Source organism: Corallincola spongiicola (assembly GCF_004284785.1).
Taxonomy (GTDB): Bacteria; Pseudomonadota; Gammaproteobacteria; order Enterobacterales; family Neiellaceae; genus Corallincola; species Corallincola holothuriorum.
The window spans coordinates 18,991-40,142 of record NZ_SHLY01000007.1 but is presented as its reverse complement, the minus strand read 5'-3'; the positions used below and the strand labels follow the sequence as shown (position 1 = coordinate 40,142).

Genomic DNA, 21,152 nt, shown 5'->3' with positions numbered 1-21,152 from the left:
CCAACGCTTCAAAGGGTTTTCTCCAACTGCGCGCTGGTCCGCTTGGCTTCTGCCACGGCCGCCATACTGAGCCCAGCGACCAGACTACTGCCGTCGACAGCAATAATGCGCTGCTGTGATCCCGCTGGGGTGTGCTGCAAAATCGGGTTGGCCGTGAGTAAGCTGGTTACCGCTTGGTCTGTCACTTTGCCCGCCACCAAAATCACCGTCGGTTGCATACTCAACAACGACTCGGCTGAGACATTGCGGTAGTTATCAAACTCAGCGACATTTTGTGCACCAAGCAGATCAATAAAGGCATCCCCCCCGGTACCCGCCCCAGCTAAACGCAGTTTGCTCGGATCCATCGCCAACAAAAACGCCACCCGCTGCTCACTGCGGTCCACTTCATTAAGCAGTCCCAACTGGCGATTCAACTGGATCAGCAGTGCTTCACCTTGCTCGGGACGATTTAATGCCGCCGCAAGTTGCTGAATGTTATTCGCCAGATCAGTGGGAGTATCGGCACTGGGCAGTTGTACCAGTTGCACCTTGGCGCTCTCCAGCGCCTGTACTGCCGCCGGCGGCCCCATATGCTCGCTACCCACCACAGTGGTGGGCTTTAGGCTCAGCAAGCCTTCGGCAGACAGGGCGCGGTGGTAGCCCACACTTGGCAGTTGCTTACCCTGCGGCGGCTGGCTGGTAACATCGATTGCCACCAGTTCATCAGCCAGCCCCATGGCTACGATCAGATCGGTCGCACCGGCATCGGTACTCACCAGCCGTTCGGCGGCATACAAATTGGCGCTGCTGGCAACAAGCAGCGTGGCACTCACCGCAACGGTACAAATTGTGGTGCGTAAAGCCCGTCCGGCCGAGGCAAAAACAGAGGGAGTCAGTGAAGTTTTCATGGTTGGCTTTCTTCCATCAAGATCTGGGTATTTTCAACTTGGTGCGCATTGAGTAATGCCAGTAATTTCAACAGCGATTCCACTGGACTGTTTTTGTCGGCGGCGATCACCACGGCTTTGTCATTGTCGCGAATACTCGCTATCAGCGCCGTTTTGAAGGCTGGCCACTGCTCAAAATGCTGCTCATCAATGGCAAAGGCTGGCGATGATTGTTGCAGTACCAAAGTCAGTGGCTTATCTGCTGCCGGTTGCGCAGTCACTTCGCTGTCACTGGCAGGAATATCTACCGGCAGCGACAACAAGCGGCTGTTGGCTGTTAACAGCAGAAACACCACCACGATAAACACAATGTCTATCAACGGGGTCAGTTCAAGGCTGGTGCTCAGCTCACTATGGGAAGCGGTCTTTATCATCGGTATATGTCTTATTGGTTACGACTTATCTACGCTGTGTTTGGGTTGTTAGGGTTGGCACGCTGGCAACGATTAAGCCGTTGCAGGCCACACGCCTATGCCGACACCATCCAGTTTCAGGTTGTCGACATTGATGCCGTGCTCAGCAATCGCCACCAGCTTGTCTACCCACAACTGAAAGCCATGCACACCGAGTACGGCTGGTACGGCGATGATCAGGCCGACTGCGGTGGTTTTCATCGCCATGCCCAACCCTTCGGCTAACATGGCTGGCTCTATCGGTCCGCTATGCACGCCAATCACATCAAACACCTGGATCAAACCGATCACTGTGCCTAGTAAGCCAAGTAGTGGTGCCACCAGGGCGATGATCTGTAATAGACGAATGCCACTGGCTAGGCGTTGTTTCTGACCATGCAGCCACACCGCAACGATCTCTTCCCGTAACGGTTTGGCATACTCTTTATGGGCGTGCAGCAAAGCCATGCCACCCGCTGCTAAGGTCCGCTTGTAGCTGTGATAACTGAGCATCACCAAGCGTTCCATTATGATCATGGCGGCCACCAAGGCGCAGGCGACCAAAGGCAATGCCAGTGGTCCAAGTTCAATCTGTAGTTGACTGTAATTCATCATTTTTCAACTTATTGGTTCAGTGTTTGTTATCTGTTTCGTTGGTTGCTGGCGGCGTTATTGCAATGAGAATTCAACCGGCACCCGCAGACGCGAGGCGATGTTTACCCCCGCCGCTTGATGGGGATGAAACTGCCAACGCGCGACGGCCTTCAATGCCGACTCATCAAGTACATTCCAGCCCGAGCTTTGCGCGATTTCACGTTTCGCCTGCTTGCCTTCCGCATCCAGCCAGATATCGATCAATACGACGCCTTCCCGCCCCCGCTTACGTGCCACCGTGGGATAACGGGGCGGTGTCGGTGGGGCAGCAAACAGCGGCTGAACAAACTCTGGCTCTTGATGGGCACCATCCGCTTGCGCTGCGGCGGCCAATGCGGGCGTACTCGGCTCGGAAACATCATCGGATTCGAGCGGCGGCTCAACGGCTGCCAACGCTGGCTCTGTGGGGGTTTTGTGTGCAGGAGTAGCCTTTGTCGGCACCGCCTCTGTCGGTACAGCGTCCGTAGGTTCACTCGCAGTGAGCACCGCCTCTGCTGGCTCAGTCTCGATTGGCCGCTCAGGTTCAGCTAACGGTTTTTGTGGCGACACAGGTTTAACTTCCGGCTTGGGCTCAGGCTTGATCACTGGTTTGTTCTCGGCAATGAGTGCCTTGGTGGCGCTTGGCTCGGTCATATTTACTGCGGCATCGGTTGGCTTAGCTTGCTGCGCTTGTTTCTCGGCCACAGGGGATTTAGCCGCCGGCACAGCAAAACTAACACTCACCGCCAAGGCGCTAGCACTGGCGTTTGCACTCGCACTGGCAAGGGGGGCAGGAACCACTTGTGACGAAAGCCCAAATAAGACCAGCACTAAACCAAAAAACAGCAGCGCCCGCATCGTCATCAGCGGCCACTGCGTCTTAATGTATTTGTAGAGACAAAAACTCATATCCAACCCTGGTAGCACTTCATCAACGGCGTGATACCCCGCGCTTTAACATGGCTTGCATGCCTTAACGCCGATCACACCCTCAGCCGAAATAAAAACCATGACAGCGAAGATGGAGCGATAGTAACTGGATAAAGATCAAATGTAAATGCGAACCATTTGTATTTGCATTTGATCTTTTTGATGCTAAGGTGCCGCCCTAACAGATGGCCTAAGTGACACGTTGAGCAGCGTTCTCAACTCAACCGCAGTCACCGGGCCCACTAAAAAACCACCAACTAAACCTGGGTTATCAACCAGTTACTTTAGGGACGATTATGCAGTTAAAACCTTTAGCCATACTGATTGGCAGTATGTTCAGTGCCTCTAGCTTTACCGCAACAGCTGCCGATGAGCAGCAGAACGATGGGCTACTAGAGATTAAACCCGTGGTGGTAAGCGCTACCCGTATGGCGCAAGAGGTAGACGAAGTGTCTCGCCCTATTGCCGTGGTTGAGAAAGAAGAAATAGACACCATTCAGCCACAATCGGTGGCACAGGTGCTGAAAAACGAACCCAATATCAGTGTCAGTGGTGGCCCGCGCGCCAACAACCAAAGTGTCAATATCCGGGGTTTAACCGGCAATAAAGTGCTGCAAACCGTTGATGGTGTGCGCCAGGTATTTGAATCAGGACACCGCCCCAGTTACTTCCTCGATCCTGAGCTGCTGCAAAGTGTTGAAGCGATCAAAGGCCCATCAAGCAGCCTGTGGGGCTCTGGCGCGGTAGGTGGCGTAGTCGCACAAAATACAGTTTCCGCTGGCGATCTACTGACCGCAGAACAAGATCTTGGCGGCTTCGTTAAGCAAGGGTTCAACTGGAACAACGACCAGTCAACCACCACCGGCGCACTGGCGGGACGCACCGACTCGCTCGACTGGTTGCTCAGTGGCTACTATCGCGACAGTAATGACATAGAATTGGGCAGCGGTGAGTCGCTGGCTGGTTCTGCATCCCGTGACAAAGGCGTGTTGGCAAAAACCGAATGGCAGATCGATGACGCTCAATCTCTGGCATTCAATCTCAGAACCGCGAATAGCTCCGGCAACGTGCCCTCCAATGGTTCGGCTGACTTCAATGGCACCAGTAACTTCTTGATTAATCGCGATCAAGACACCACAAACCTGTCTGCCGACTACCGTATCGACACCGATTCGCCGCTGATCAACGCTCAGGTAATGGCCTACTGGAATAACGTCGAGATGGACGAATACCGCATCAGTGATGGGCGCAGCGACAGTACCGATCTGGACGTTTACGGCTTAAACCTGAATAACTTGTCACTGATTTCTGTCGAAGGGTTTGGTGACATAGCCTTGCTATACGGGGTGGACGGCTATCGCGAAGAGTTCAGCGCCTCACGCCAAGGGGATGATCGCCCTACACCGCCAGAAGCAGATACCGATGTTTGGGGCGGCTTTGTGCAAGCCAATATCCCATTCGCTGAGAGTTGGCAGCTAGAGGTGGGTGGCCGCTATGACTACTTTTCAACCGAAGCCAAAAACCTCGGTCAGGACCGTTCCGATAACGACTTTTCACCGTCAGCGGCATTGATCTGGCAAACCACTAACTGGTTACAGCTGACCCTGCGACATGATCGAGCCTTCCGCGCCCCGAGTTCCGAGGAGATGTATTCCACCGGCACTCACTTCTGTATGGGCCCGGGCTTTTGTAACACCTTTGTTCCCAATCCAGACTTGAAAGCGGAGCAAGCAGCCAATACCGAACTGATGGCGCAAATGAACTTCGCCGGTGTATTTACCGGAGCTGACAGCCTCAATATCACCACCTCCATCTTTGAAAACAAAGTGGACGACTTTATTGAACAGATCGTTACCGATCCCAGCTTTGCGCCGCCGTTCCCAGATCCCGGCACAACCACTTGGGTGAACGTCGATGAAGCCACCATTAAAGGCTTCGAGATCGCCGCCGATTACCGCCTCGACAGCTTCAAGCTGGGCTTGGCCTACGGCATAGTGCGCGGTGAAGACGACAACTCCAGTGACGACCTCACCAACATACCTGCCGACACCTTCAATGCTGATATCAGCTATGGCTTCTGGGCTGACCAAATCACCACCGGCGTCCGCCTCACTCACGCCAGAGAGCAGGATAAAACCCAGTATGACGGCAACAGCGATGGCACCACCTATGGCAGCTATACCGTGGGTGATATCTATGCCAGCTGGACACCCAGCAGCATCAAGGCGCTGAAAATCGACCTCACGCTGAACAACGTGACTGACAAAGATTATCGTCAGGCCTGGAGTGAACTCGACGAAGCGGGTCGTGAAGTCATCTTATCCACCAAGTACAGCTTCTAAGGCAATCAATATGATCACTGCAAGCATCGACAATATCGAGCACCCGGAGAGCCTGCCGGGTGAGCAAGCACAAGCACTGCTGACCCTACTTAGTCAGTGGCGTAATACCACCACCATCATCATTGTGGCGGGCTGCGTGTTTGAGTTCAAAGGCACCTTTCCACCCGGTGAGCTGGGGCACGGCTACTTCAACCTCAATGGCGAACTGCCGGGGCTTCATGGCCACCTGAAACTGCAAGCAATCCAAAACATTCGCTTGATGGCCAAACAGCATCGCGGCATGGACAGCTATGCCTTTGTGTTTGAAGACCGCAAAGGCGGTACGATCTTTAAGATCTATTTAGGGCGGGATGCCGACGGCACGATCCACCCAGAGCAGTTAACGGCATTCCTAGATATGAAGCGCACAGGAAAGTTGCCGGAATTAGCCACAGGTTCAACAGCACCCGTTGAAAAAATTGCAGAGGGATAAACAGATGTCGAGTGAACGTATCGCAGGGCGTATTAGCCCAGAAATCATGGCCATGTTGAATGACCGAAAAAGCCTGTTCCTCTCTTCACTGACCAGTGAGGGCGAGCCCTATGCGTCACATGCGCCCTATGCGGTCGGCGACGAGTGTTTATATGTATTACTGAGTGAGATCGCGGTACACGCTATCAACTTACAGGCTAATCCGCAGGCCTCAGTGCTGATCATTGAAGATGAAGACAGTGCGAAAGAGCTTTTTGCTCGCCAGCGCGTCAGCTACAGCATGACCGCCGAACTGCTGCCGTTCGAAAGCGATGATTGGCTAAGCAGCCGCGACATATTGGCGGCTCGCCACGGTGAGCGTATCGAACAGCTAAGCCAACTGCGCGATTTCAAACTGTTTCGCCTGACGCCGAAAAGTGGTCGCTTCGTTAAAGGCTTTGGTAAAGCCTTTGCCTTTACCGGTAAAAGCCTGACAGGTGAGGCCATTGCCCACCTGCGTGACGGTCATAAGAAGCGCGATGACGTAGCCGCACCAGCGCCTACACCTGAGCATGCGGCCTAGCGGCCAAGGTTGCATTCGCTTGACCTAGCCACGCCTGATCCAGGCTTTAGCTACGGGTTAAATCACATGGGTTAAATCACTTGGTTTAACCCGTCATATTTAGCCGCCAATTTTAACTGCCATCTTGACCACAACAGATTGGCCAACATCACAACATTTTACGTTTTCCGAGGGTATTCACCATGTCGGCATCTTATCAACACACTCAGTCTGTTCAGCCAACTGCACCTTCCCCTACGCTGACCGAAGAGATGACAGGACGTCCCTCCCCTTCGCCACTGCAGTACGCCTTTAGCGGCAAAACAAGCGCCCATGCCGGACGGGGTGGACAGGCACCGTTCGCCGCCGAGGTAGCACAACAGCAGCTAACCAATCTCTTCGGCACACCAGTCAAAGCGCAGGGCAAACGCGCCCTCTATGTGCATATTCCGTTTTGTCGGGTGCGCTGCAGCTTCTGTAATTTCTTTAAATACGCCTCGTCACCCCAGTTGATGGAGCAATACTTTCAATGTCTGCTCGTCGATCTTGAGCGCAAAGCCGCGCAGCCATGGTCGCAAAGCCAACCTTTTGATGCCGTATATATCGGTGGCGGCACACCCACCGACCTCACCGCCGAGCAGATCTATAGCTTGGGCGAGCGGATCCGTGCCTGGTTGCCACTGCGGGACGATTGCGAGATCACGCTCGAAGGGCGGCTGAATAAATTTAATCAGCACAAATTTGAGCGGGCGTTAGCAGGTGGCTTTAACCGTTTCTCGTTTGGCGTGCAGAGCTTTGACACACAGGTAAGAAAAGCGGCGAAACGGCTTGATGATAGAGAAACATTGCTTAAGCAGCTGAAAAGCCTGACCGCCAGTAACAGCGCCACCATTGCCATTGACCTAATGTATGGCCTGCCCCATCAAACCACCCAAAGCTGGCAGCAGGATCTGGAAGACACCCTGGAAAGCGGTGTCGATGGTGTTGACCTGTATCAGCTACTTAATTTCCAAGGCACCGGCATTCAGCGGGCGTTGGACAACGGCCAGCTGGACAGCTTAATGGACACGCCGCAGCGTGCCCTGCTGTATCGCCAAGGCGCAGACTACCTCAATCAGGCTGGGCTAAAACAGCTCAGCTATTGCCACTGGGCCAGCACAGACAAAGAGCGCAGCCGCTACAACCGTTTGGCCAAATCCGGTGCCGAAATTCTCGCCGTCGGCGCGGGCGCTGGCGGTAATATCGGCGGGTTAAGCTACATGCAGCCTCGGGATATCGAGCCTTGGCAAACCGCCTTAGAAGCGAGTCAATGGCCCGTTGCCATGATGATGGCCAAAGGCAAACAGCATCAGCGCAACGCACGCATTGTCGGTGCTTGTGACCAAGGTGCAGTCTCTGCAGAATTACTTGGTGAGCAAAGGTTCAAACATGCCACCCCACTGTTTTCCGCTTGGCAGCAAAATGGGTTGGCTATGCTGGACGATGAAAAAGTAACGCTGACCCTGGCAGGACAATTTTGGTCAGTGAATATGGCCAATGGTCTTTTGGCTTATCTGAATGAGAACCCATTGGCGGCGTAATGCGATTTTGGAGCATGTCTCAAGCCGATATGCTCCTTAGTTGCAGTCACTCATACTCGCTCTGATACCAATGAAGTTGACGGCTCAATGTAATCTTGCCGCGGCAATGTGCCAATGTCGGTTATTCGACGCTAACTCACTTCTGCGCCATTCCTTGCTAGGGATACAACTCGCCAGTTAATCGTGGCATCGCTTTTCATATTGAAGCTAGGAGCAGGCTCCACCCCATTCGCCTCTGCCACTACTTCCCGTCAATGACTACGTCATAGCAAGCAATGCGGTCTGTCTTAAACAGCCCAATTCAGTGAGCAATAGCTTCACCAGCATCAAAGCCGGTAATCTCTATAACTCGACGTAATTTGGCTAGCTGTTTAGGCTTCTCATAATCTTGATTTGGTTCTGATTCTTGCGTGGCTCGCTTGCTGTATGCTTGTTCGATGTTTTTCTGATATTTATTAGTTCGACGATACCTACGCACCTCCTACCTTGTAAGGTAGGCTAACCTAGCAAGGTCGTACTAATACACTGTTAGGCTCCTAGAGGGAAATTATGAGTCCAGAAGAAGTACAGAACACGATTAACTTTCTCCTTCGATATGGATTTGAAGCTGTAGTTGCAGGAATAGTCGTTTTTCTGTTGATAAAACACTTCTTACCTGGCTATCTTTCTCAAAAAGGCAAGAATCTCGCAACCAAAGAAGATATATCAGATATTACGAAAGAGATTGATCAAGTTAAATCTACTTACGACCAAATATTGGAAACATTTAAAGCCCAGCATCAGTTGAGGCTAGCTGCAGTCGAGAGGCGACTTCAAGCACATCAAGAGGCCTTTTGCTTGTGGCGCAAAATTAATGGCGCTCTTGGTACTGAGCATCTACCTGAAATAATAAGAGAGTGTGATGTTTGGTGGGGAAACAATTCATTGTATCTAGAGGCGGAGCCGAGACAAGCTTTCTTGGAAGCTTGGGTGTCAGCGAGAGATCTCGCATGGTATCAAGAAAACTCCGAGGCAAATCTAGTTACTAAGTGCCATCAGCAAATACACTATGCTGGCGAAGCAATCACAAAGGCCGTTGAGTTGCCGAAGCTGAATGAGCTAGTTGACATAGCAGCGCCTAACAAGTCAATGCAGCCGACCGCTGAAACGTCGGCTGATTGAGGCGTTATATTTCAATATGAGTCACGAGTATCAAATAACAGAATTTGAATTCTCTAAAGAGTCTGATGGATTCAAAGAAATTGATAGGTTCTACTCTGATAGTAGAAACACTATTGCTATCGTTGGCGAGAGGCCAGATGGTGCTTTTACTTTCGTGTTGTACCAGTGGGATTTAACCGACGCAGAGTATGTTGGAGGCGGTTACTGGTCTTGTTGTGAGCTCGGTGGCATGTTTGGGGCTTATAGTTCGGCACATTCTGAAGCCAAGCAGGCAATATTGCGTTACAAATAAAGTGAAGTAAGAAAAGGCACGAACGCCCGCAAAGCATGCGGGGTAGGCGTGAAGGTGAAGTAATGGATACCGTGATTATTCATGGTAATGAATGGAAGCGAGAAGACGTTGAAGAGCCGGTCTCATGGGCTTTGAGTCAAAACTGGACTCGGAAAGTCTGGATAGCGCCAAATATAACCTGGGATCACGACCATTGTGCAATCTGTTGGTGGAAACTCCATGAATCAAATGTAAAAGCTCATGGAGTGGGTTTTAACGATGGTGGACACAACTGGCTGTGTTCCGAATGCTATGAACAGTTTATCAATAACAAAATATAACAAGGCCGTTATGGGCGCTGCGCGCCAAGGGATGCCAATCACGGCGCGGCAAGCCGCTGGCTAGCACCACTTACGGCAGCGTTATACAACGTGGTAAAGGACTGTGATGGACAAGTCGTACGCATCATTTTTACGAGGCATTCAGTTTTCATTTGAAGCAAACGGAATTCCAGTTGTCTTCTGGGGATCGTGCTATAGCGGAAAGGAGCGAATTTACATCGGTGGAACCTTGGTTAGTGAAAGCCGTACACTTAAGTTTAAATTCGAACGGTCTGTCGTAGTCGGCGGAGTCGAGTACAAGTTTAACGTAAAATTCACTAACTATTTAAAATGCCAGCTACAGTGCCAATTGATTTGTGATGGCGTAGAAATTCAAACTCAGAGATCAAATTGGAAGCCCAAGATAGCGGGGTTTGGGTCTTCGGTATTGGGGCTGATCGTTGGTGAATACGCCTTAGGCAGCATGGGAGCACCGCTATTCATCCATGCCTTTTTTCTCATTGCTGTAATGTCAACTTATCATACGTTGTTTGGAAAGGACGAGTTTGTGGTGGAGCATGTTGTATAACAAAGCCGTTAAGGGCGCTTCGCGCCAAGGGATGGCCACCACGCAATGTCTGACGAACGGCAGCTTGCTGAACATGATGATTTGGTGTGAACCAGATATGGTCTCAAACGAGTGCTGACCGGCAGGGCTGTGCCATCAGGAGTCATTCACCTGTTCAACTGAAAAAGGACTGGTGGCTCCAAACCGGCAACAACCGTCGTTGGCAGAACGCCTATTGAGGGATTTACTAGATTACTGAGCCCATTATGTACTCTGGGTGCCCAGTATGTTCATCAGTTTGTTCGCTCAATACGGCAAACCCCTGAGATAGATAGAACTGGTAGCTTGAAACGTTCTCTTTGTAGACGGACAAAGTTAGCTGAGACCGTTGTGCTTTTGCGTGAGCAATTAGCATTTTGCCAATACCTCGCCCCTGCAACTCAGGTTCAATGAAGATTGCTGCCAGGGTATTTTCATGTAAGGCATAAAACCCGGCAACTTCCGAATCGCGCTCAAAAACGTAAGTTTCTGAGGCCGGTATATAGATATTACGCATGTTTTCTACCTGTGATTGCCAAAATTCAGCATCTACAAAATCATGCGCTTTGACCGATGCTTTCAGCCAAATATCCAGCACCGCTTCTATGTCTTGTTCATTGTATTTTCGAATCATTTTATCTCTCTAGTTCAGCTGAAATTCAAAACCTACCATCGCAAACGCTGGCCATTCTGCCCCCTGCTCTTCCTTGCTATGCGCTAAACGCTAGTTTGAGCACGGCGTCGCCAGTCTGCTCAAAGATCGTTTCCTCAACGAGTTGAAAACCGTAGCGGTGGTAAAAATAGCGGCCTACTGAGTTTTCCTTAAATACCTGAACCAACAAATCGCTATGTAGCGCTTGTGCCTTTTCCATCAGGGCTCTGCCCAAGCCATGACCATGAAACTTAGGATCAACAAACAGGCCGCCGACTTCATTGCCGATCAGGGAGATGAACCCAGCAACACTTCCATCTGCCAGTACCACCCAGGTATCTGCATTCGGCAGGTACAGCTGCTCAACATTGTGACGCTCTTGCTGGATAAAACCTTCTTTCACAAATGGGTGCCCAACCCTAGATGCGGCTTCAAATATATCCAGTATTTCGCTTATGTCCTGTTCCCGATAGTGCCTGATCTCTGTTTTCAAGGTTTTGCTACTCGTGTTAACTGTGTCTGGGAGGGCATAGTAATGGGCAGAAATAGAAAGTGATTGAACAAAAACGACAGTTTTTATCAGATGTCGAAGTCACCATAGATATCAACCGTAAAGTCGCGTCGCCGAGCATATTCCCCTGGTGTCGTACCCAGTTCTTTTTTCAGATAACGGATGAGGTGGGACTGATCACTAAAAGCAAACTGTTGGGCGATCGCAACCCAGTCAATGTCCTGGCTCTCCAACTGACACAGGTATTCAAGCATGGCTTCCAGCTTTATTATCGACTGGGATTGTTTGAGCGTTAGCCCGGTCACACGTGAAAAGCTGCGCTCTACAGTTCGTTGTGAGCAGTGTAATAATTCGCCAATTTGCGAAACCGGCGTATCAGGTAACAACGGCAATGTTTTGCGGACAAGTAAGCTGTGTTTATCCTGATGGCTTTGGGATAGCCAGGGTAGCAGGAGGTTATCGAGCCTGTCGCAGCACATTTCCCTGTTACGGGCTGCACTGGCTAAAAGTGCTGGCACACTGACTTTCGCATCGTGAAGTAAACTAGGCACATCAACCCCGATCACTTGATCCAATACCGGCTGGGTTGGCTCCATATTTAGAGCATATGTGGCGCCAATATGGAATTTTATGCCAACCATCTGAAAGGCGTGAGTATGATCCAGCGTTAATGTCTGACTATGAGGAAACAACCAGTGGCTTCCAGCCCCCTGTATGGTTCGGGCGCTGCGCTCATAGTAATAGGGCTGGTCGTCAGGCGCTAAGATCAAATGCGCATTGGGATGAGGGTTTAGCTTGGGGTACTGGCAGCCTGGACGGCTATGCGGACTAGCTATAAACCAGTAGCTTTCCACATAATCAGCGACCTTGGGGTTTCTTGGGCTGTTAATCCAGATACTCATTTGCAACGGTTACTAGGGTAGACAGTAAAATTCACAATATTAACTCAAAGGAAAGGTGAGACATTAATACTTCGACCATATCAACTATGGGCAGCCTTTTCGGGTGTGAAATCGGGAAATCAACTCTACAGTAGCCCCCGGTGGCAGCTATCGGATAAGTTCTGCTCATTCAGTGTTATTAGGCGCTTGTTGAGCAGCGGCACCTCGCTTATTTGTCGCCAGAGTGCCAGACTCAGACATTAGTCACCTAGCTCATTTTTGTCCAACCCCGAGTTAGAACCAATGACGGCAATTCACTCAAACCTGACTATCAAACAGAGCAAAAGTATACTCAACGGAAACTGAATGTCGCAGCGGTGCCAATTGCGGTCGTGACGGAGACTAAAGAAGCGCTAGTTTCAACGGCTTGTTACGTTAACTATTCGTCATCCCATGGCAGTTCAGGCAAAGAGTCTAAGTTTTGGTCGTAACGTTGAGGGTTAAACTCTTCACCATGCTTCAACGCACCAAAAATCTCCACTGACAAAGCCCATGCTATGTACTTGAGTGACTCTTTTCAGCTGATTCCTATGGACATCAGCCTGTCGAGGGTTTGCTTAACTTTAGGGGGTTCATTGGCAGACATTTGATTTTCAACAGCTTCAAGCATGGCATCTCGCGCATGCTTTCTATCCGGTTACGTCATGAAACTGTCCTCAAGCAATAACGCCGCGACCACAGGCAAAGGGCAGCGGCTTGCAGCGTTGTGGCCTTTGTCCCCGAGGAGCGTAACGACGAGTGCTTTGGTTAATTTGTTTGTTAGGCATTCAATCGCTGTGCGGGAATTCTGAAAAAGCGACTGTTGCACAGACTTCATCGGGCCACCGTACTTGAACATATGGTGCGTAGCCTTCCTTTTCAGGAACATCAAATACTGCACTCACATAATCCCCGCTACTTTTCCTCAAGCGGATCTTAGTAAAGAACTCACCAACCATAAATTCACCTTTGGGCAACTTGGTATAGGCGAGAAATGCTTCAACCAACTTAGATCCGCCTACCTTTGCCGGAACGCGAATTTGGTAGGAATGCCTATCTTGGGTCTCTGTTAGCTCAATGAGTGCATCGTACTCTTCACCATAAATTGGGACAGTACAGGAATATGATGCCGAACTAATCAGCAACGCTAATAAGAAAACAGCAACTCGAATCATATGTATGCCTAACGCCAAAATTTGGGGCGGCGACATGCGGCTTGCCGCGCAGTGGTTTTGCAGTCCCAAGGCGCGAAGCGCCCATAACGGCCTGGTTATATGCGATACACAACGTCATAGCCCTGCACCGCATCATAAACGAAATGACCAGCGAAACCCGATTTCATCAATATTGATGACCAGCTTTCTGCCAAGAGAGCACCTATTGCTGCATACGTAGCCGGATTACCACTTGCCGCTGTAGAATGATGAATAAGGTCAACATGAAAACAGTCTATTGGAAGAGTATCTGCAGCTCCCGGAAAGCGAGCAAAAGGCACACCACCTTCAAAGGTAATAGTTGGTACCAGAAGTGACATAGCTGAAAGAGTTGTGCCGTAATCACCATACAAAGTCAGGACAGCATCTAAAACACCAAGATGTCCTTCCATTCCATCAACTCTTTTTTCAAGCATCTCGGCTGCTTTAGTTATTGACTCAAACTTGGTCACAAAAACCCCTAATGCATATAACGCCGTTTTAAGCGGCAAATTGCTGTTGGCTAAAATAAGTGAGGCACGAACAAATAGCCAACTGTAATTTGTCCGACTTGAAAACCCTTGTTAGGCTTCTTTACTCTCAAATATGCTATCAAAAGCTACATTCATTCTTTGAATATTATCATTCAACGCATCAACAAATGTTTGAGAATTTTGGTCATTTTCCAGCTCGCCACGAAGAGCAATTGTCATTGGTGGTAGTAATGATAAAAGTCGACTATGCTCACTCAGGCATTTTTTTGCGAAAGTCATATGTAAAGGCTGTAATATAGACTTTTGTTCTTCTAAGCTCACAGTACTTCGATTAATAATACCTTCTTGGATTTCGTAGCTTTTATTTAAGTAGTCAAAAGTTGCTTGATTATTGTGTCCTTGAAGATTTAACTCTTTCATCATTGAAATGATTCTATCTTTTTCTTTTTTAGCTGAATCTATAGTTGCTTGATATATTTCAATTGCTTTTTTGTGATCTAAAGCTACAGCTCTTTCTTTCATTAATTTAATAAAAACTTCGGCCGTTTCAGCTGAATAATTCAAAATAGCCGCAACTGATTCTTCTTTTGCTGCAAGGTAGGATTTGGCAACAATTCCACTATGATCTGACATTTGAATTTCTATTTCTTTTTGTGTGAAATCTAAATTCATTAATTTAGGAATTATTCCTAATACATCAGCAAATGACCTAGCTACGTTTAAAAACACTTCTTTCTTTAAGGCTAACTTTTGCTCTGATTGATACTTTTGTTTTTCGTGCTCAAGTAACGCAGTTTGTCGTTTTTCATTACCTTTATTTGTCCACAAAACACCTATGAACGTAAGTAAGGACGCAATGACTGCACTCCAAATCACATTAGGCACTTTTGAAATTAACTCGATAAAAGATTCCATGCACTGCATCCTTGAGAAGCCTAACGCTTCTCGAAGGGGCTGGCGTAGCCAGTCCCGCGAAGGCCGCGCTTTTCAGCGGCCGGAGTGAACTTGCGTGACTTGTTAAATGGCACATTCACAGACATCGCCCTCCTCACTAAGGTACTGCAAGCCACCAAAGGATTTGCTAGTGCGAGACCTTTGAGCCTCTGCGCGAACGGGCATTTCAAAACCATAGTGTTTAAGAAACGAGGAGAAATTCTCCAGTTCGCTTGCTGTCGGCTCTCTCACACCATGCCACATGGAAAACCATGTATGCCCATCGAAAATATGAAAGCCCTCGGAGCCATCGAACATACCTTTGGCAACCCCACCATTACTAAAGGTGAAGAAGGCCAATTCCATTTCAATTACTTGGTCCGAAAAATCCGTATGACTATCAGGTATCACATATTCGAAGCCGTCATAGCCCTTTTCGTCATCTTGGTAATAGCACCAACGATGGCTCTCTAGATCTTCAAGAGTTATCTCTTCTATCGGCTTCGGTTCGGTCATTCTTTGTGCCATTTAACGCCGCCAGCAGGGGTGACAAAACCAGAGCGAAGCCGCGGTTTTGGCATCCCTCTGGCTGGCCTTGTTAGGCATTTTCTCTGTTACTTGGATGAATTCGCTCGTTAAGAATACGGGCTAGATCATCAACAGATAATGGGCCAAAATTCATATCTTTTCGAATCCCCTCGAAAACGGAAAGCATTCTTCCGTGCCCATCTAAAGATGGACAATGAGAATTAAAATTTCTACCTTTGAATTCTTCGAATCGCTCTAAATCATTAACAATAAAAGATGCAATTCCCATATAGGATGATTCATTATTTCCATCAAATCCGGGAAACTTAGGGTCTTTTCCAAACGGCTTTGCCGCCTCTTCTAATTGTGCTTTTTCTCCGTCTGACAGCTGCTCATAACTATGCTCAATAAAGCTCCACATATCCAATATATCAAGTACCTCTTTAACAATTTCTGGATCATCTTGATCCTCAAAAGGTACTCCTGAATATTTCCAAGGTATTGCCCATAAGTTATTACTAAAGATTGCGGACTGGATAAATTTCGGTTCAATTTCACCGTCTATTTCTAGGTTCTCATACAATTCACTCAGCATCAGGAGTATTAGTTTTTCACCATCTGATATTTTCATATTACCTTCCATATTATTTAGCTGAGACAGGACTTTCCTGATGCTCGTCAGCGAGATCTTTCACAAAGGGCATGAAGCTATTAATCTTGTAATAAATCCTCTTCCCAACTTCTTTAATAGATTCGGGGTCAGATGCATCTGATAATGCTTCAATATCATCATTTAGCTCACTACACAGTGAGCTAGCTTTATTTACAAAGAGATCAGAGAAATTTGAGCTTTGCTCATTCAGAAACCTTGCATACTCCTCCACTTCCTTTGCGATACCATGAAAGTCGACGCCTTTTAGCTTTTTGATATTACATGACGGCCCTATCTTAGATACAACGGATAAAATTCTATCTGTTTGGGCATGAACTTTTGAAACTTCAACTAAACGTCTACGGTCGATCATCTCGTCTCTGACTTGGACTGCCTGAGACGCGGACTCAGCAGCCTTACCAGCTTCGATAAATGCCCATATCGCGGCCCCAATAGATGCAACCGATCCGAGTATTGATAATATACTTTCCATTTATTCCTCAGGTTGTTCTTTAGGGTTGCCTAACGCCGCAAGCACGGGCAACGGACAGCGGCTCGCCGCGCAGTGGCCGTTGTCCCTGAGGAGCAAAGCGACGAAATAGTGACTTGCATTGTTATATTTTTAAGCAACCACGTTTCTGAAGAGATCGCCATACCCCCAGATTAGAGTGCCTAAAATCGCCAGCAATGCTGCAAAGTACTTCAGAATTTGAATCAGACTACTGTACTTGTCCTTCAAACGGTCTCCAGTCTCAAGATCATCCCACGTTTGACCACCGGGGCTTAGTGGATTGGAGAAGTTTGTAATTTTGAATAACTTGAACTCCACCCAAACGGCAAATAGAACCATTAGTGAGCCGCTTCGTTGAAACCAAACACCTAGATCAGCGTCGATCTGTAGGAAGCCTAGCCATGCCAGCACCGGTATGGTGATTGCCAACAGATAAAGAGGGAGAGAAGTCCAAAGTTCCGTTTTAATTGATTTATCTAAAGAATCGAAGTCCATGCTTTCTCCTTGAAATATAACAGTGTATTAGGCTGAACTCTGCCTAAACATCAGCATCCAGCCTTTGATAATTTCCCCACTATAACGCGCTAAGTTTCCTACTATCAATGTGTTACATCACACACTCTCGTTTGACTTACTCTTGTCTGACATACAAAAAGAAGAATTGGGTTCTCAAGGGAACTAACATGCAGCAGGCCCAGGCTGTAAAAGCCAATATATTCAACAAGATATAGATAATGAGTTCCGGCAAAGAAAGAATCACTTTTCCGTATAGAACCTAAAATCCTGGCAGATTTTGCCAACCTGACTTATAACTGTATGTATATACAGTCAAACAAGGACGTTCAACATGGCTAAGTCTCCATTCATCGAGTCGGTGCGCAAGGAGCTGCGCACGCGGCAGTACAGTTACCGCACCGAAAAGACCTACCTGCATTGGATCCGTTACTTTATTCGCTTCAATGACTACAAACATCCAGACATGATGGGCAACGCCGAGATAGAACGGTTTCTCAGTCACTTAGCAGTTAACAGGGAGGTCAGTGCTGCCACACAAAACCTCGCACTGTGCGCCATCATCTTTATGTACCGTCATGTGGTTGGTCGGGAAATTGAAGGACTGAACTACAGCTACACGCGCGCACCGAGAAACATTCCAACGGTGTTAGACCAGGAGGAAGTGGCCAAGATCCTCGCGCATATGACAGGTAAGTATTGGCTGATCGCTGTATTGCTATATGGCTGTGGGCTGCGTTTGCAGGAAGCGCTTTCTATGAGAGTAAAGGATATCGATTTTTCGCTTAAGTCCATCCTTGTATTTCGAGGCAAGGGACGAAAAGACAGATACACATTGCTACCCCAATCCCTGGTACCAAGGCTTCAGGCACAAATTACTTACGTTAAAAAACGTCATGCTCAAGATCTTGTCGAGGGAGCAGGAATGACTTCGGTTCCGTCTTCCCTTTATCGCAAGTACAAGGGCGTTATGACCGACGTTGCATGGCAGTATCTCTTTTCATCAACGACGCTGTGCCGACATCCGCATGATGGTTACGTGTGTCGCCATCATATACATGCTACGAGCTTTGCTAAGCAACTACGCAAGGCTGTGCTTAAAAGTGGCGTTAAAAAGCGAGTTACGGCGCATACCTTCCGGCACTCTTTTGCTACACGGCTGCTTCAAAAAGGCACAGATATTCGCACAGTACAGGAATTACTCGGGCATTCAGATCTAAAAACGACCGAGATCTACACGCATGTTGTGGGAGATCGGCGGGCTGGCACTACCAGCCCCGCAGACATGCTACCGGGTAGCAAAGTAGAAGAGGCTCAGGCCAGTTATGTGTGAATATTCCAAGGCAACTGAGGCCCCTTGGATGACCGCGTTAAGGTATTCATACCAAAATACGATTATTCTCTGTATGACCGAAATACGCTCAAACCTGACTATGAGGCTTGATTGGAATGGCTAAGCAATCGCTTTGCTCTTTATCTTGGCAATGTGTGCCTTCTTGATACAACGAAGGCACACACGGTGTTGTGTTGGCGGTTCCTACGGCTCAATAGGCCGTTTTATCGAACTTCAAACTACGTGCGATCCACTCATACTGTTTGTCATGAACCGCAATAACCACAGCTTTGTTCTCTTGTTTGGCAAAAACAACCAGTGTCGATAAAGGGACCTCACCACCGTAGAGCCATGTGTATTGGGCTTGGTAGGCTTCCGTTCCGCAATCCAAAATTAAGACTTCCTGAGATTCAACCCGGATATCTGAGCCCACTCCTTGCAAACCTTTTGCATACCATTGCACGGCATCAGCGTAAGAAACCTCTTGTTCCAGATCGAACACGGCGGCGTCAAAATCGCTGTGTGTTGGCGATGACATTCTCATGATCTTCTGTGGGTGATCCAGCTCAAACTTGATGCTCTCTTTCGGGTACTGAAAGCTAAACGCCGGCGCTGCTTTACGCGTAAACACCCCATCTTTAGCGAAGCCATTCGCTTTATCCCCCCAAGAAAAGCCCTCCTCTTTTGCCTGTTCTAACAAAGCAGCCAACTTTTGCTGAGCAGGTTCATTCTCTGGTAGGGGTTCGTCCGAGCGCACAGAGGGGATCAGGTAATCTTCAACTAATGACGTATAGAAAGTACGAGAATCAAAAATATAGCCGGTAAACACCACCACCATGTCTTGATCTGGCAACACGTAGATCGCCTGCCCGCGGAAGCCAATAGCCATGTAGTAACCACTATCATCGATCCACCATTGATAGCCATAGCCATCTAAAAAGTCAGTCTTTAGGTGCCCAATCGTTGATTCCTCGACCCACGCCTGAGGCAAAACCTGTCGTCCTTGCCACTGCCCTTTGTTTAAATAGAGCTGACCAATTTTGGCCATATCTTCAGGTGACATCATCATCTCACTAAAGCCCATATAACGGCCGTTGTGGTTCTGCTTCCAGCTCACACTGTCTATTTCCAGGGGTTCAAAGAGGTGTTTATCTGCGAACGCCAGCGCTCCCATACCTGTGCTGTTTTCGACGATTGCTGATAGCAAAAAAGAAACACCATTGCAGTATTCAAAGTATTGGCCTGGGGATTCCTTCATCGGCAGGCTCAGTACGTGCTCAGCCCAGTCGGCACTCTCCATTAATGTCTTCAATCCGGACCAGTAATAGCGGGACGAGTCTCTGCAATCCAGACCGGAAGACATGGTCAACAGATCTCTGATGGTTATCTCAGCCTTGCGCGGATCAGGGTTGGCGATTTGAGTATCAGGGAAAAAATCCAAAACGGGCTGATCAAGGCTTTGCAGATAGCCCTTTTCCAGTGCAATCCCAATCAGCGTAGCCACGATACTTTTGGTCACCGAATAAATCGCATGGGGCTCTTCGGCCTGATTTGGCCAGAAGTTGGCTTCCAGCACCTTATGCCCATTACGGATCACCACCATCGAGTGTATTGAATAGCTGGAATCCAAGGCTTTGGCCATCATATCGGCCAACAGGGCAGATTGCATACCTTGGGCCTCTGGGCTAGACACTGCAAAGGGTGATTTGGATGAAGTCGGGGGATGATTGTCGCCAGGTGATTGGCTGCAACCAAGCAGGCTGCTAAGTAGGATGAGCACAGTAAAGCGTTGGATAGCGGGTTGAATTATCGCCTTTAAACTTTCCATGTTTATCTCCGAAAGAGTTTTTTAGTATGTTCAGTGTTTCATACTGGCTGACACGCCAAAAACTAAGTCGTAAGAATAGATCAAGACCATGTAAATGATAAGGGCATAGATATCGACGACTAAACCAGGTCGAACACGTAGCGCAGAACATCCCACAAATTTCTCGATAGCAAATGGCTTATCTGAAAGAGGATCCAATCGCGACATGCTCATCTGTTCTGCTGCGGGTGATTAAAACCAAATAAAATACAGCGCCAGCACGTTCACCAGCACATAAAGCACTTTCAAAGTGACGCCATTAGCAGGATCGGGGTTATCTTCTGGTGCTGCCACCACCAACGCAGCAACGACAGAGATAAGCATGACAGCGAGTAGCGAATAGGAGATCTTAGAGATAATGTCCATATCAATTCCTTTTGATAATGATTAACGGTCGCCAATCATACTAGAACCACTATTTTTGACCACTCAAACCAGCGTGCCCCTCCCCGCGGCGGGATGATTGGGGGTATCAAAAATTGATAAGGGTGATGAAGCAGAACGCTATTTAGCTTTCTAGGCTCGAATATTTTATCGAGCCTAGAAAGCACTCTGGTTACTCCGCTTCTGTTTGGGCTGCAGCATCGTCACTGCTACTGCCCATTTTCATCAACAGATAACCAGCACCCAATTCGATATAACCGGAGAACTGCCAAAGCAGATCGGGCAGTTCAATACCGAAGAAGCCACCCCAGAGATCAAAACCGACATGACTGCCGATCACATCCAGTAAGCCAATAAGAATTAGAATAATGCCAGCGATTTTCATGGTGCTTTCCTTTTCATATGCATTGGTTGGATACTCATCCTTGATAATTCACCGCGTCGGAAGCTAAGCCAAACGCAATAAAAATCAAACCAGAAGTA

The 21,152-nt window shown here is 48.4% G+C and carries 26 protein-coding genes; 8 read left to right on the top strand and 18 right to left on the bottom strand.

Going from position 1 to position 21,152, the window contains the following annotated elements; genetic code table 11:
• Positions 1–8: 8 nt before the first annotated feature.
• The 4 genes from EXY25_RS16005 to EXY25_RS15990 form a co-directional block, all read right to left on the bottom strand.
• A complete protein-coding gene (locus EXY25_RS16005) occupies positions 9–890 on the bottom strand; it encodes a heme/hemin ABC transporter substrate-binding protein (RefSeq protein ID WP_130567649.1) in 882 nt (293 codons plus the stop codon).
• Positions 887–1,303 carry an ExbD/TolR family protein gene (locus tag EXY25_RS16000; protein ID WP_130567648.1) on the bottom strand — a complete coding sequence of 139 codons (417 nt, stop codon included), beginning with the start codon at positions 1,301–1,303 and terminating at the stop codon, positions 887–889. The genes EXY25_RS16005 and EXY25_RS16000 overlap by 4 nt, the downstream gene beginning before the upstream one ends.
• 72 nt (positions 1,304–1,375) lie before the next feature.
• The gene (locus EXY25_RS15995) at positions 1,376–1,936 is read right to left on the bottom strand and encodes a MotA/TolQ/ExbB proton channel family protein (protein WP_114339064.1); all 561 of its coding nucleotides are present in this window, start codon (positions 1,934–1,936) and stop codon (positions 1,376–1,378) included.
• Positions 1,937–1,990: 54 nt separating this feature from the next.
• Entirely contained in the window at positions 1,991–2,863 is an 873-nt protein-coding gene (locus EXY25_RS15990; protein WP_130567647.1) for an energy transducer TonB, read from the bottom strand.
• A gap of 317 nt (positions 2,864–3,180) precedes the next feature.
• On the opposite strand from EXY25_RS15990, the gene EXY25_RS15985 reads away from it, so the two are divergent.
• From EXY25_RS15985 to EXY25_RS15955, 7 genes are all read left to right on the top strand, one after another.
• A complete protein-coding gene (locus EXY25_RS15985; RefSeq protein ID WP_130567646.1) occupies positions 3,181–5,226 on the top strand; it encodes a TonB-dependent hemoglobin/transferrin/lactoferrin family receptor in 2,046 nt (681 codons plus the stop codon).
• 10 nt (positions 5,227–5,236) lie between these two features.
• Positions 5,237–5,698, top strand: coding sequence for a heme utilization cystosolic carrier protein HutX (gene hutX / locus EXY25_RS15980; RefSeq protein ID WP_130567645.1), 462 nt, complete (start codon positions 5,237–5,239; stop codon positions 5,696–5,698).
• Between the two features lie 4 nt (positions 5,699–5,702).
• Entirely contained in the window at positions 5,703–6,260 is a 558-nt protein-coding gene (locus tag EXY25_RS15975; RefSeq protein WP_130567644.1) for a HugZ family pyridoxamine 5'-phosphate oxidase, read from the top strand.
• A 182-nt stretch (positions 6,261–6,442) separates the two neighbouring features.
• Positions 6,443–7,819: a heme anaerobic degradation radical SAM methyltransferase ChuW/HutW gene (hutW, locus tag EXY25_RS15970; protein WP_130567643.1), complete on the top strand. Its 1,377-nt coding sequence runs from the start codon at positions 6,443–6,445 to the stop codon at positions 7,817–7,819.
• A gap of 549 nt (positions 7,820–8,368) precedes the next feature.
• Positions 8,369–8,980, top strand: coding sequence for a hypothetical protein (locus EXY25_RS15965; protein WP_130567642.1), 612 nt, complete (start codon positions 8,369–8,371; stop codon positions 8,978–8,980).
• Positions 8,981–8,996: 16 nt separating this feature from the next.
• Positions 8,997–9,272, top strand: coding sequence for a hypothetical protein (locus EXY25_RS15960; RefSeq protein WP_130567641.1), 276 nt, complete (start codon positions 8,997–8,999; stop codon positions 9,270–9,272).
• A gap of 426 nt (positions 9,273–9,698) precedes the next feature.
• A complete protein-coding gene (locus tag EXY25_RS15955) occupies positions 9,699–10,160 on the top strand; it encodes a hypothetical protein (protein ID WP_130567640.1) in 462 nt (153 codons plus the stop codon).
• 226 nt (positions 10,161–10,386) lie between these two features.
• Here the strand turns inward: EXY25_RS15955 and EXY25_RS15950 are convergent, their stop codons facing one another.
• From EXY25_RS15950 to EXY25_RS15900, 10 genes are all read right to left on the bottom strand, one after another.
• Positions 10,387–10,812, bottom strand: coding sequence for an N-acetyltransferase (locus EXY25_RS15950; RefSeq protein WP_130567639.1), 426 nt, complete (start codon positions 10,810–10,812; stop codon positions 10,387–10,389).
• Between the two features lie 76 nt (positions 10,813–10,888).
• Positions 10,889–11,233, bottom strand: coding sequence for a GNAT family N-acetyltransferase (locus tag EXY25_RS15945; protein WP_246019580.1), 345 nt, complete (start codon positions 11,231–11,233; stop codon positions 10,889–10,891).
• A gap of 176 nt (positions 11,234–11,409) precedes the next feature.
• Positions 11,410–12,243 carry a helix-turn-helix domain-containing protein gene (locus EXY25_RS15940; protein ID WP_114340058.1) on the bottom strand — a complete coding sequence of 278 codons (834 nt, stop codon included), beginning with the start codon at positions 12,241–12,243 and terminating at the stop codon, positions 11,410–11,412.
• Positions 12,244–13,049: 806 nt separating this feature from the next.
• A complete protein-coding gene (locus EXY25_RS15930) occupies positions 13,050–13,505 on the bottom strand; it encodes a hypothetical protein (protein WP_130567637.1) in 456 nt (151 codons plus the stop codon).
• 26 nt (positions 13,506–13,531) lie between these two features.
• A complete protein-coding gene (locus tag EXY25_RS15925; protein WP_130567636.1) occupies positions 13,532–13,927 on the bottom strand; it encodes a hypothetical protein in 396 nt (131 codons plus the stop codon).
• 111 nt (positions 13,928–14,038) lie between these two features.
• Complete coding sequence (locus EXY25_RS15920; protein ID WP_130567635.1) at positions 14,039–14,863, bottom strand: chromosome partitioning protein ParA; 825 nt, start codon at positions 14,861–14,863, stop codon at positions 14,039–14,041.
• A 102-nt stretch (positions 14,864–14,965) separates the two neighbouring features.
• Positions 14,966–15,397: a hypothetical protein gene (locus EXY25_RS15915; protein WP_130567634.1), complete on the bottom strand. Its 432-nt coding sequence runs from the start codon at positions 15,395–15,397 to the stop codon at positions 14,966–14,968.
• 82 nt (positions 15,398–15,479) lie between these two features.
• Positions 15,480–16,040 (bottom strand): YfbU family protein, encoded by a 561-nt coding sequence (locus EXY25_RS15910; RefSeq protein ID WP_130567633.1) that lies wholly within the window; start codon positions 16,038–16,040, stop codon positions 15,480–15,482.
• A gap of 13 nt (positions 16,041–16,053) precedes the next feature.
• Complete coding sequence (locus EXY25_RS15905) at positions 16,054–16,554, bottom strand: hypothetical protein (RefSeq protein ID WP_130567632.1); 501 nt, start codon at positions 16,552–16,554, stop codon at positions 16,054–16,056.
• 129 nt (positions 16,555–16,683) lie between these two features.
• Positions 16,684–17,067 (bottom strand): hypothetical protein, encoded by a 384-nt coding sequence (locus EXY25_RS15900; RefSeq protein ID WP_130567631.1) that lies wholly within the window; start codon positions 17,065–17,067, stop codon positions 16,684–16,686.
• Positions 17,068–17,419: 352 nt separating this feature from the next.
• On the opposite strand from EXY25_RS15900, the gene EXY25_RS15895 reads away from it, so the two are divergent.
• Entirely contained in the window at positions 17,420–18,418 is a 999-nt protein-coding gene (locus EXY25_RS15895) for an integron integrase (protein WP_130567630.1), read from the top strand.
• 211 nt (positions 18,419–18,629) lie between these two features.
• Here the strand turns inward: EXY25_RS15895 and EXY25_RS15890 are convergent, their stop codons facing one another.
• The 4 genes from EXY25_RS15890 to EXY25_RS15880 all read right to left on the bottom strand — a co-directional run bounded on the left by EXY25_RS15890 (position 18,630) and on the right by EXY25_RS15880 (position 21,054).
• Positions 18,630–20,246, bottom strand: a complete 1,617-nt coding sequence (locus EXY25_RS15890) for a serine hydrolase domain-containing protein (protein WP_130567629.1) — start codon at positions 20,244–20,246, stop codon at positions 18,630–18,632.
• Between the two features lie 30 nt (positions 20,247–20,276).
• Positions 20,277–20,459, bottom strand: a complete 183-nt coding sequence (locus EXY25_RS15885; RefSeq protein WP_130567627.1) for a hypothetical protein — start codon at positions 20,457–20,459, stop codon at positions 20,277–20,279.
• Positions 20,460–20,477: 18 nt separating this feature from the next.
• Positions 20,478–20,651 (bottom strand): hypothetical protein, encoded by a 174-nt coding sequence (locus EXY25_RS18785; RefSeq protein ID WP_158538028.1) that lies wholly within the window; start codon positions 20,649–20,651, stop codon positions 20,478–20,480.
• Between the two features lie 190 nt (positions 20,652–20,841).
• The gene (locus EXY25_RS15880; RefSeq protein WP_114338354.1) at positions 20,842–21,054 is read right to left on the bottom strand and encodes a hypothetical protein; all 213 of its coding nucleotides are present in this window, start codon (positions 21,052–21,054) and stop codon (positions 20,842–20,844) included.
• Positions 21,055–21,152 lie beyond the last annotated feature (98 nt).

Excerpts from the sequence above, each read along its gene's own strand:
- EXY25_RS15890 (WP_130567629.1), bottom strand. The coding sequence starts at position 20,246 with ATGGAAAGTTTAAAGGCGATAATTCAACCCGCTATCCAACGCTTTACT.
- EXY25_RS18785 (WP_158538028.1), bottom strand. The coding sequence starts at position 20,651 with ATGGACATTATCTCTAAGATCTCCTATTCGCTACTCGCTGTCATGCTT.
- EXY25_RS15985 (WP_130567646.1), top strand. The coding sequence starts at position 3,181 with ATGCAGTTAAAACCTTTAGCCATACTGATTGGCAGTATGTTCAGTGCC.
- EXY25_RS15965 (WP_130567642.1), top strand. The coding sequence starts at position 8,369 with ATGAGTCCAGAAGAAGTACAGAACACGATTAACTTTCTCCTTCGATAT.
- EXY25_RS15905 (WP_130567632.1), bottom strand. The coding sequence starts at position 16,554 with ATGGAAAGTATATTATCAATACTCGGATCGGTTGCATCTATTGGGGCC.
- hutW (WP_130567643.1), top strand. The coding sequence starts at position 6,443 with ATGTCGGCATCTTATCAACACACTCAGTCTGTTCAGCCAACTGCACCT.
- EXY25_RS16005 (WP_130567649.1), bottom strand. The coding sequence starts at position 890 with ATGAAAACTTCACTGACTCCCTCTGTTTTTGCCTCGGCCGGACGGGCT.
- EXY25_RS15950 (WP_130567639.1), bottom strand. The coding sequence starts at position 10,812 with ATGATTCGAAAATACAATGAACAAGACATAGAAGCGGTGCTGGATATT.
- hutX (WP_130567645.1), top strand. The coding sequence starts at position 5,237 with ATGATCACTGCAAGCATCGACAATATCGAGCACCCGGAGAGCCTGCCG.
- EXY25_RS15975 (WP_130567644.1), top strand. The coding sequence starts at position 5,703 with ATGTCGAGTGAACGTATCGCAGGGCGTATTAGCCCAGAAATCATGGCC.
- EXY25_RS16000 (WP_130567648.1), bottom strand. The coding sequence starts at position 1,303 with ATGATAAAGACCGCTTCCCATAGTGAGCTGAGCACCAGCCTTGAACTG.
- EXY25_RS15895 (WP_130567630.1), top strand. The coding sequence starts at position 17,420 with ATGGCTAAGTCTCCATTCATCGAGTCGGTGCGCAAGGAGCTGCGCACG.
- EXY25_RS15995 (WP_114339064.1), bottom strand. The coding sequence starts at position 1,936 with ATGATGAATTACAGTCAACTACAGATTGAACTTGGACCACTGGCATTG.
- EXY25_RS15990 (WP_130567647.1), bottom strand. The coding sequence starts at position 2,863 with ATGAGTTTTTGTCTCTACAAATACATTAAGACGCAGTGGCCGCTGATG.
- EXY25_RS15940 (WP_114340058.1), bottom strand. The coding sequence starts at position 12,243 with ATGAGTATCTGGATTAACAGCCCAAGAAACCCCAAGGTCGCTGATTAT.
- EXY25_RS15955 (WP_130567640.1), top strand. The coding sequence starts at position 9,699 with ATGGACAAGTCGTACGCATCATTTTTACGAGGCATTCAGTTTTCATTT.
- EXY25_RS15920 (WP_130567635.1), bottom strand. The coding sequence starts at position 14,863 with ATGGAATCTTTTATCGAGTTAATTTCAAAAGTGCCTAATGTGATTTGG.
- EXY25_RS15910 (WP_130567633.1), bottom strand. The coding sequence starts at position 16,040 with ATGAAAATATCAGATGGTGAAAAACTAATACTCCTGATGCTGAGTGAA.
- EXY25_RS15880 (WP_114338354.1), bottom strand. The coding sequence starts at position 21,054 with ATGAAAATCGCTGGCATTATTCTAATTCTTATTGGCTTACTGGATGTG.
- EXY25_RS15915 (WP_130567634.1), bottom strand. The coding sequence starts at position 15,397 with ATGACCGAACCGAAGCCGATAGAAGAGATAACTCTTGAAGATCTAGAG.
- EXY25_RS15900 (WP_130567631.1), bottom strand. The coding sequence starts at position 17,067 with ATGGACTTCGATTCTTTAGATAAATCAATTAAAACGGAACTTTGGACT.
- EXY25_RS15960 (WP_130567641.1), top strand. The coding sequence starts at position 8,997 with ATGAGTCACGAGTATCAAATAACAGAATTTGAATTCTCTAAAGAGTCT.
- EXY25_RS15885 (WP_130567627.1), bottom strand. The coding sequence starts at position 20,459 with ATGAGCATGTCGCGATTGGATCCTCTTTCAGATAAGCCATTTGCTATC.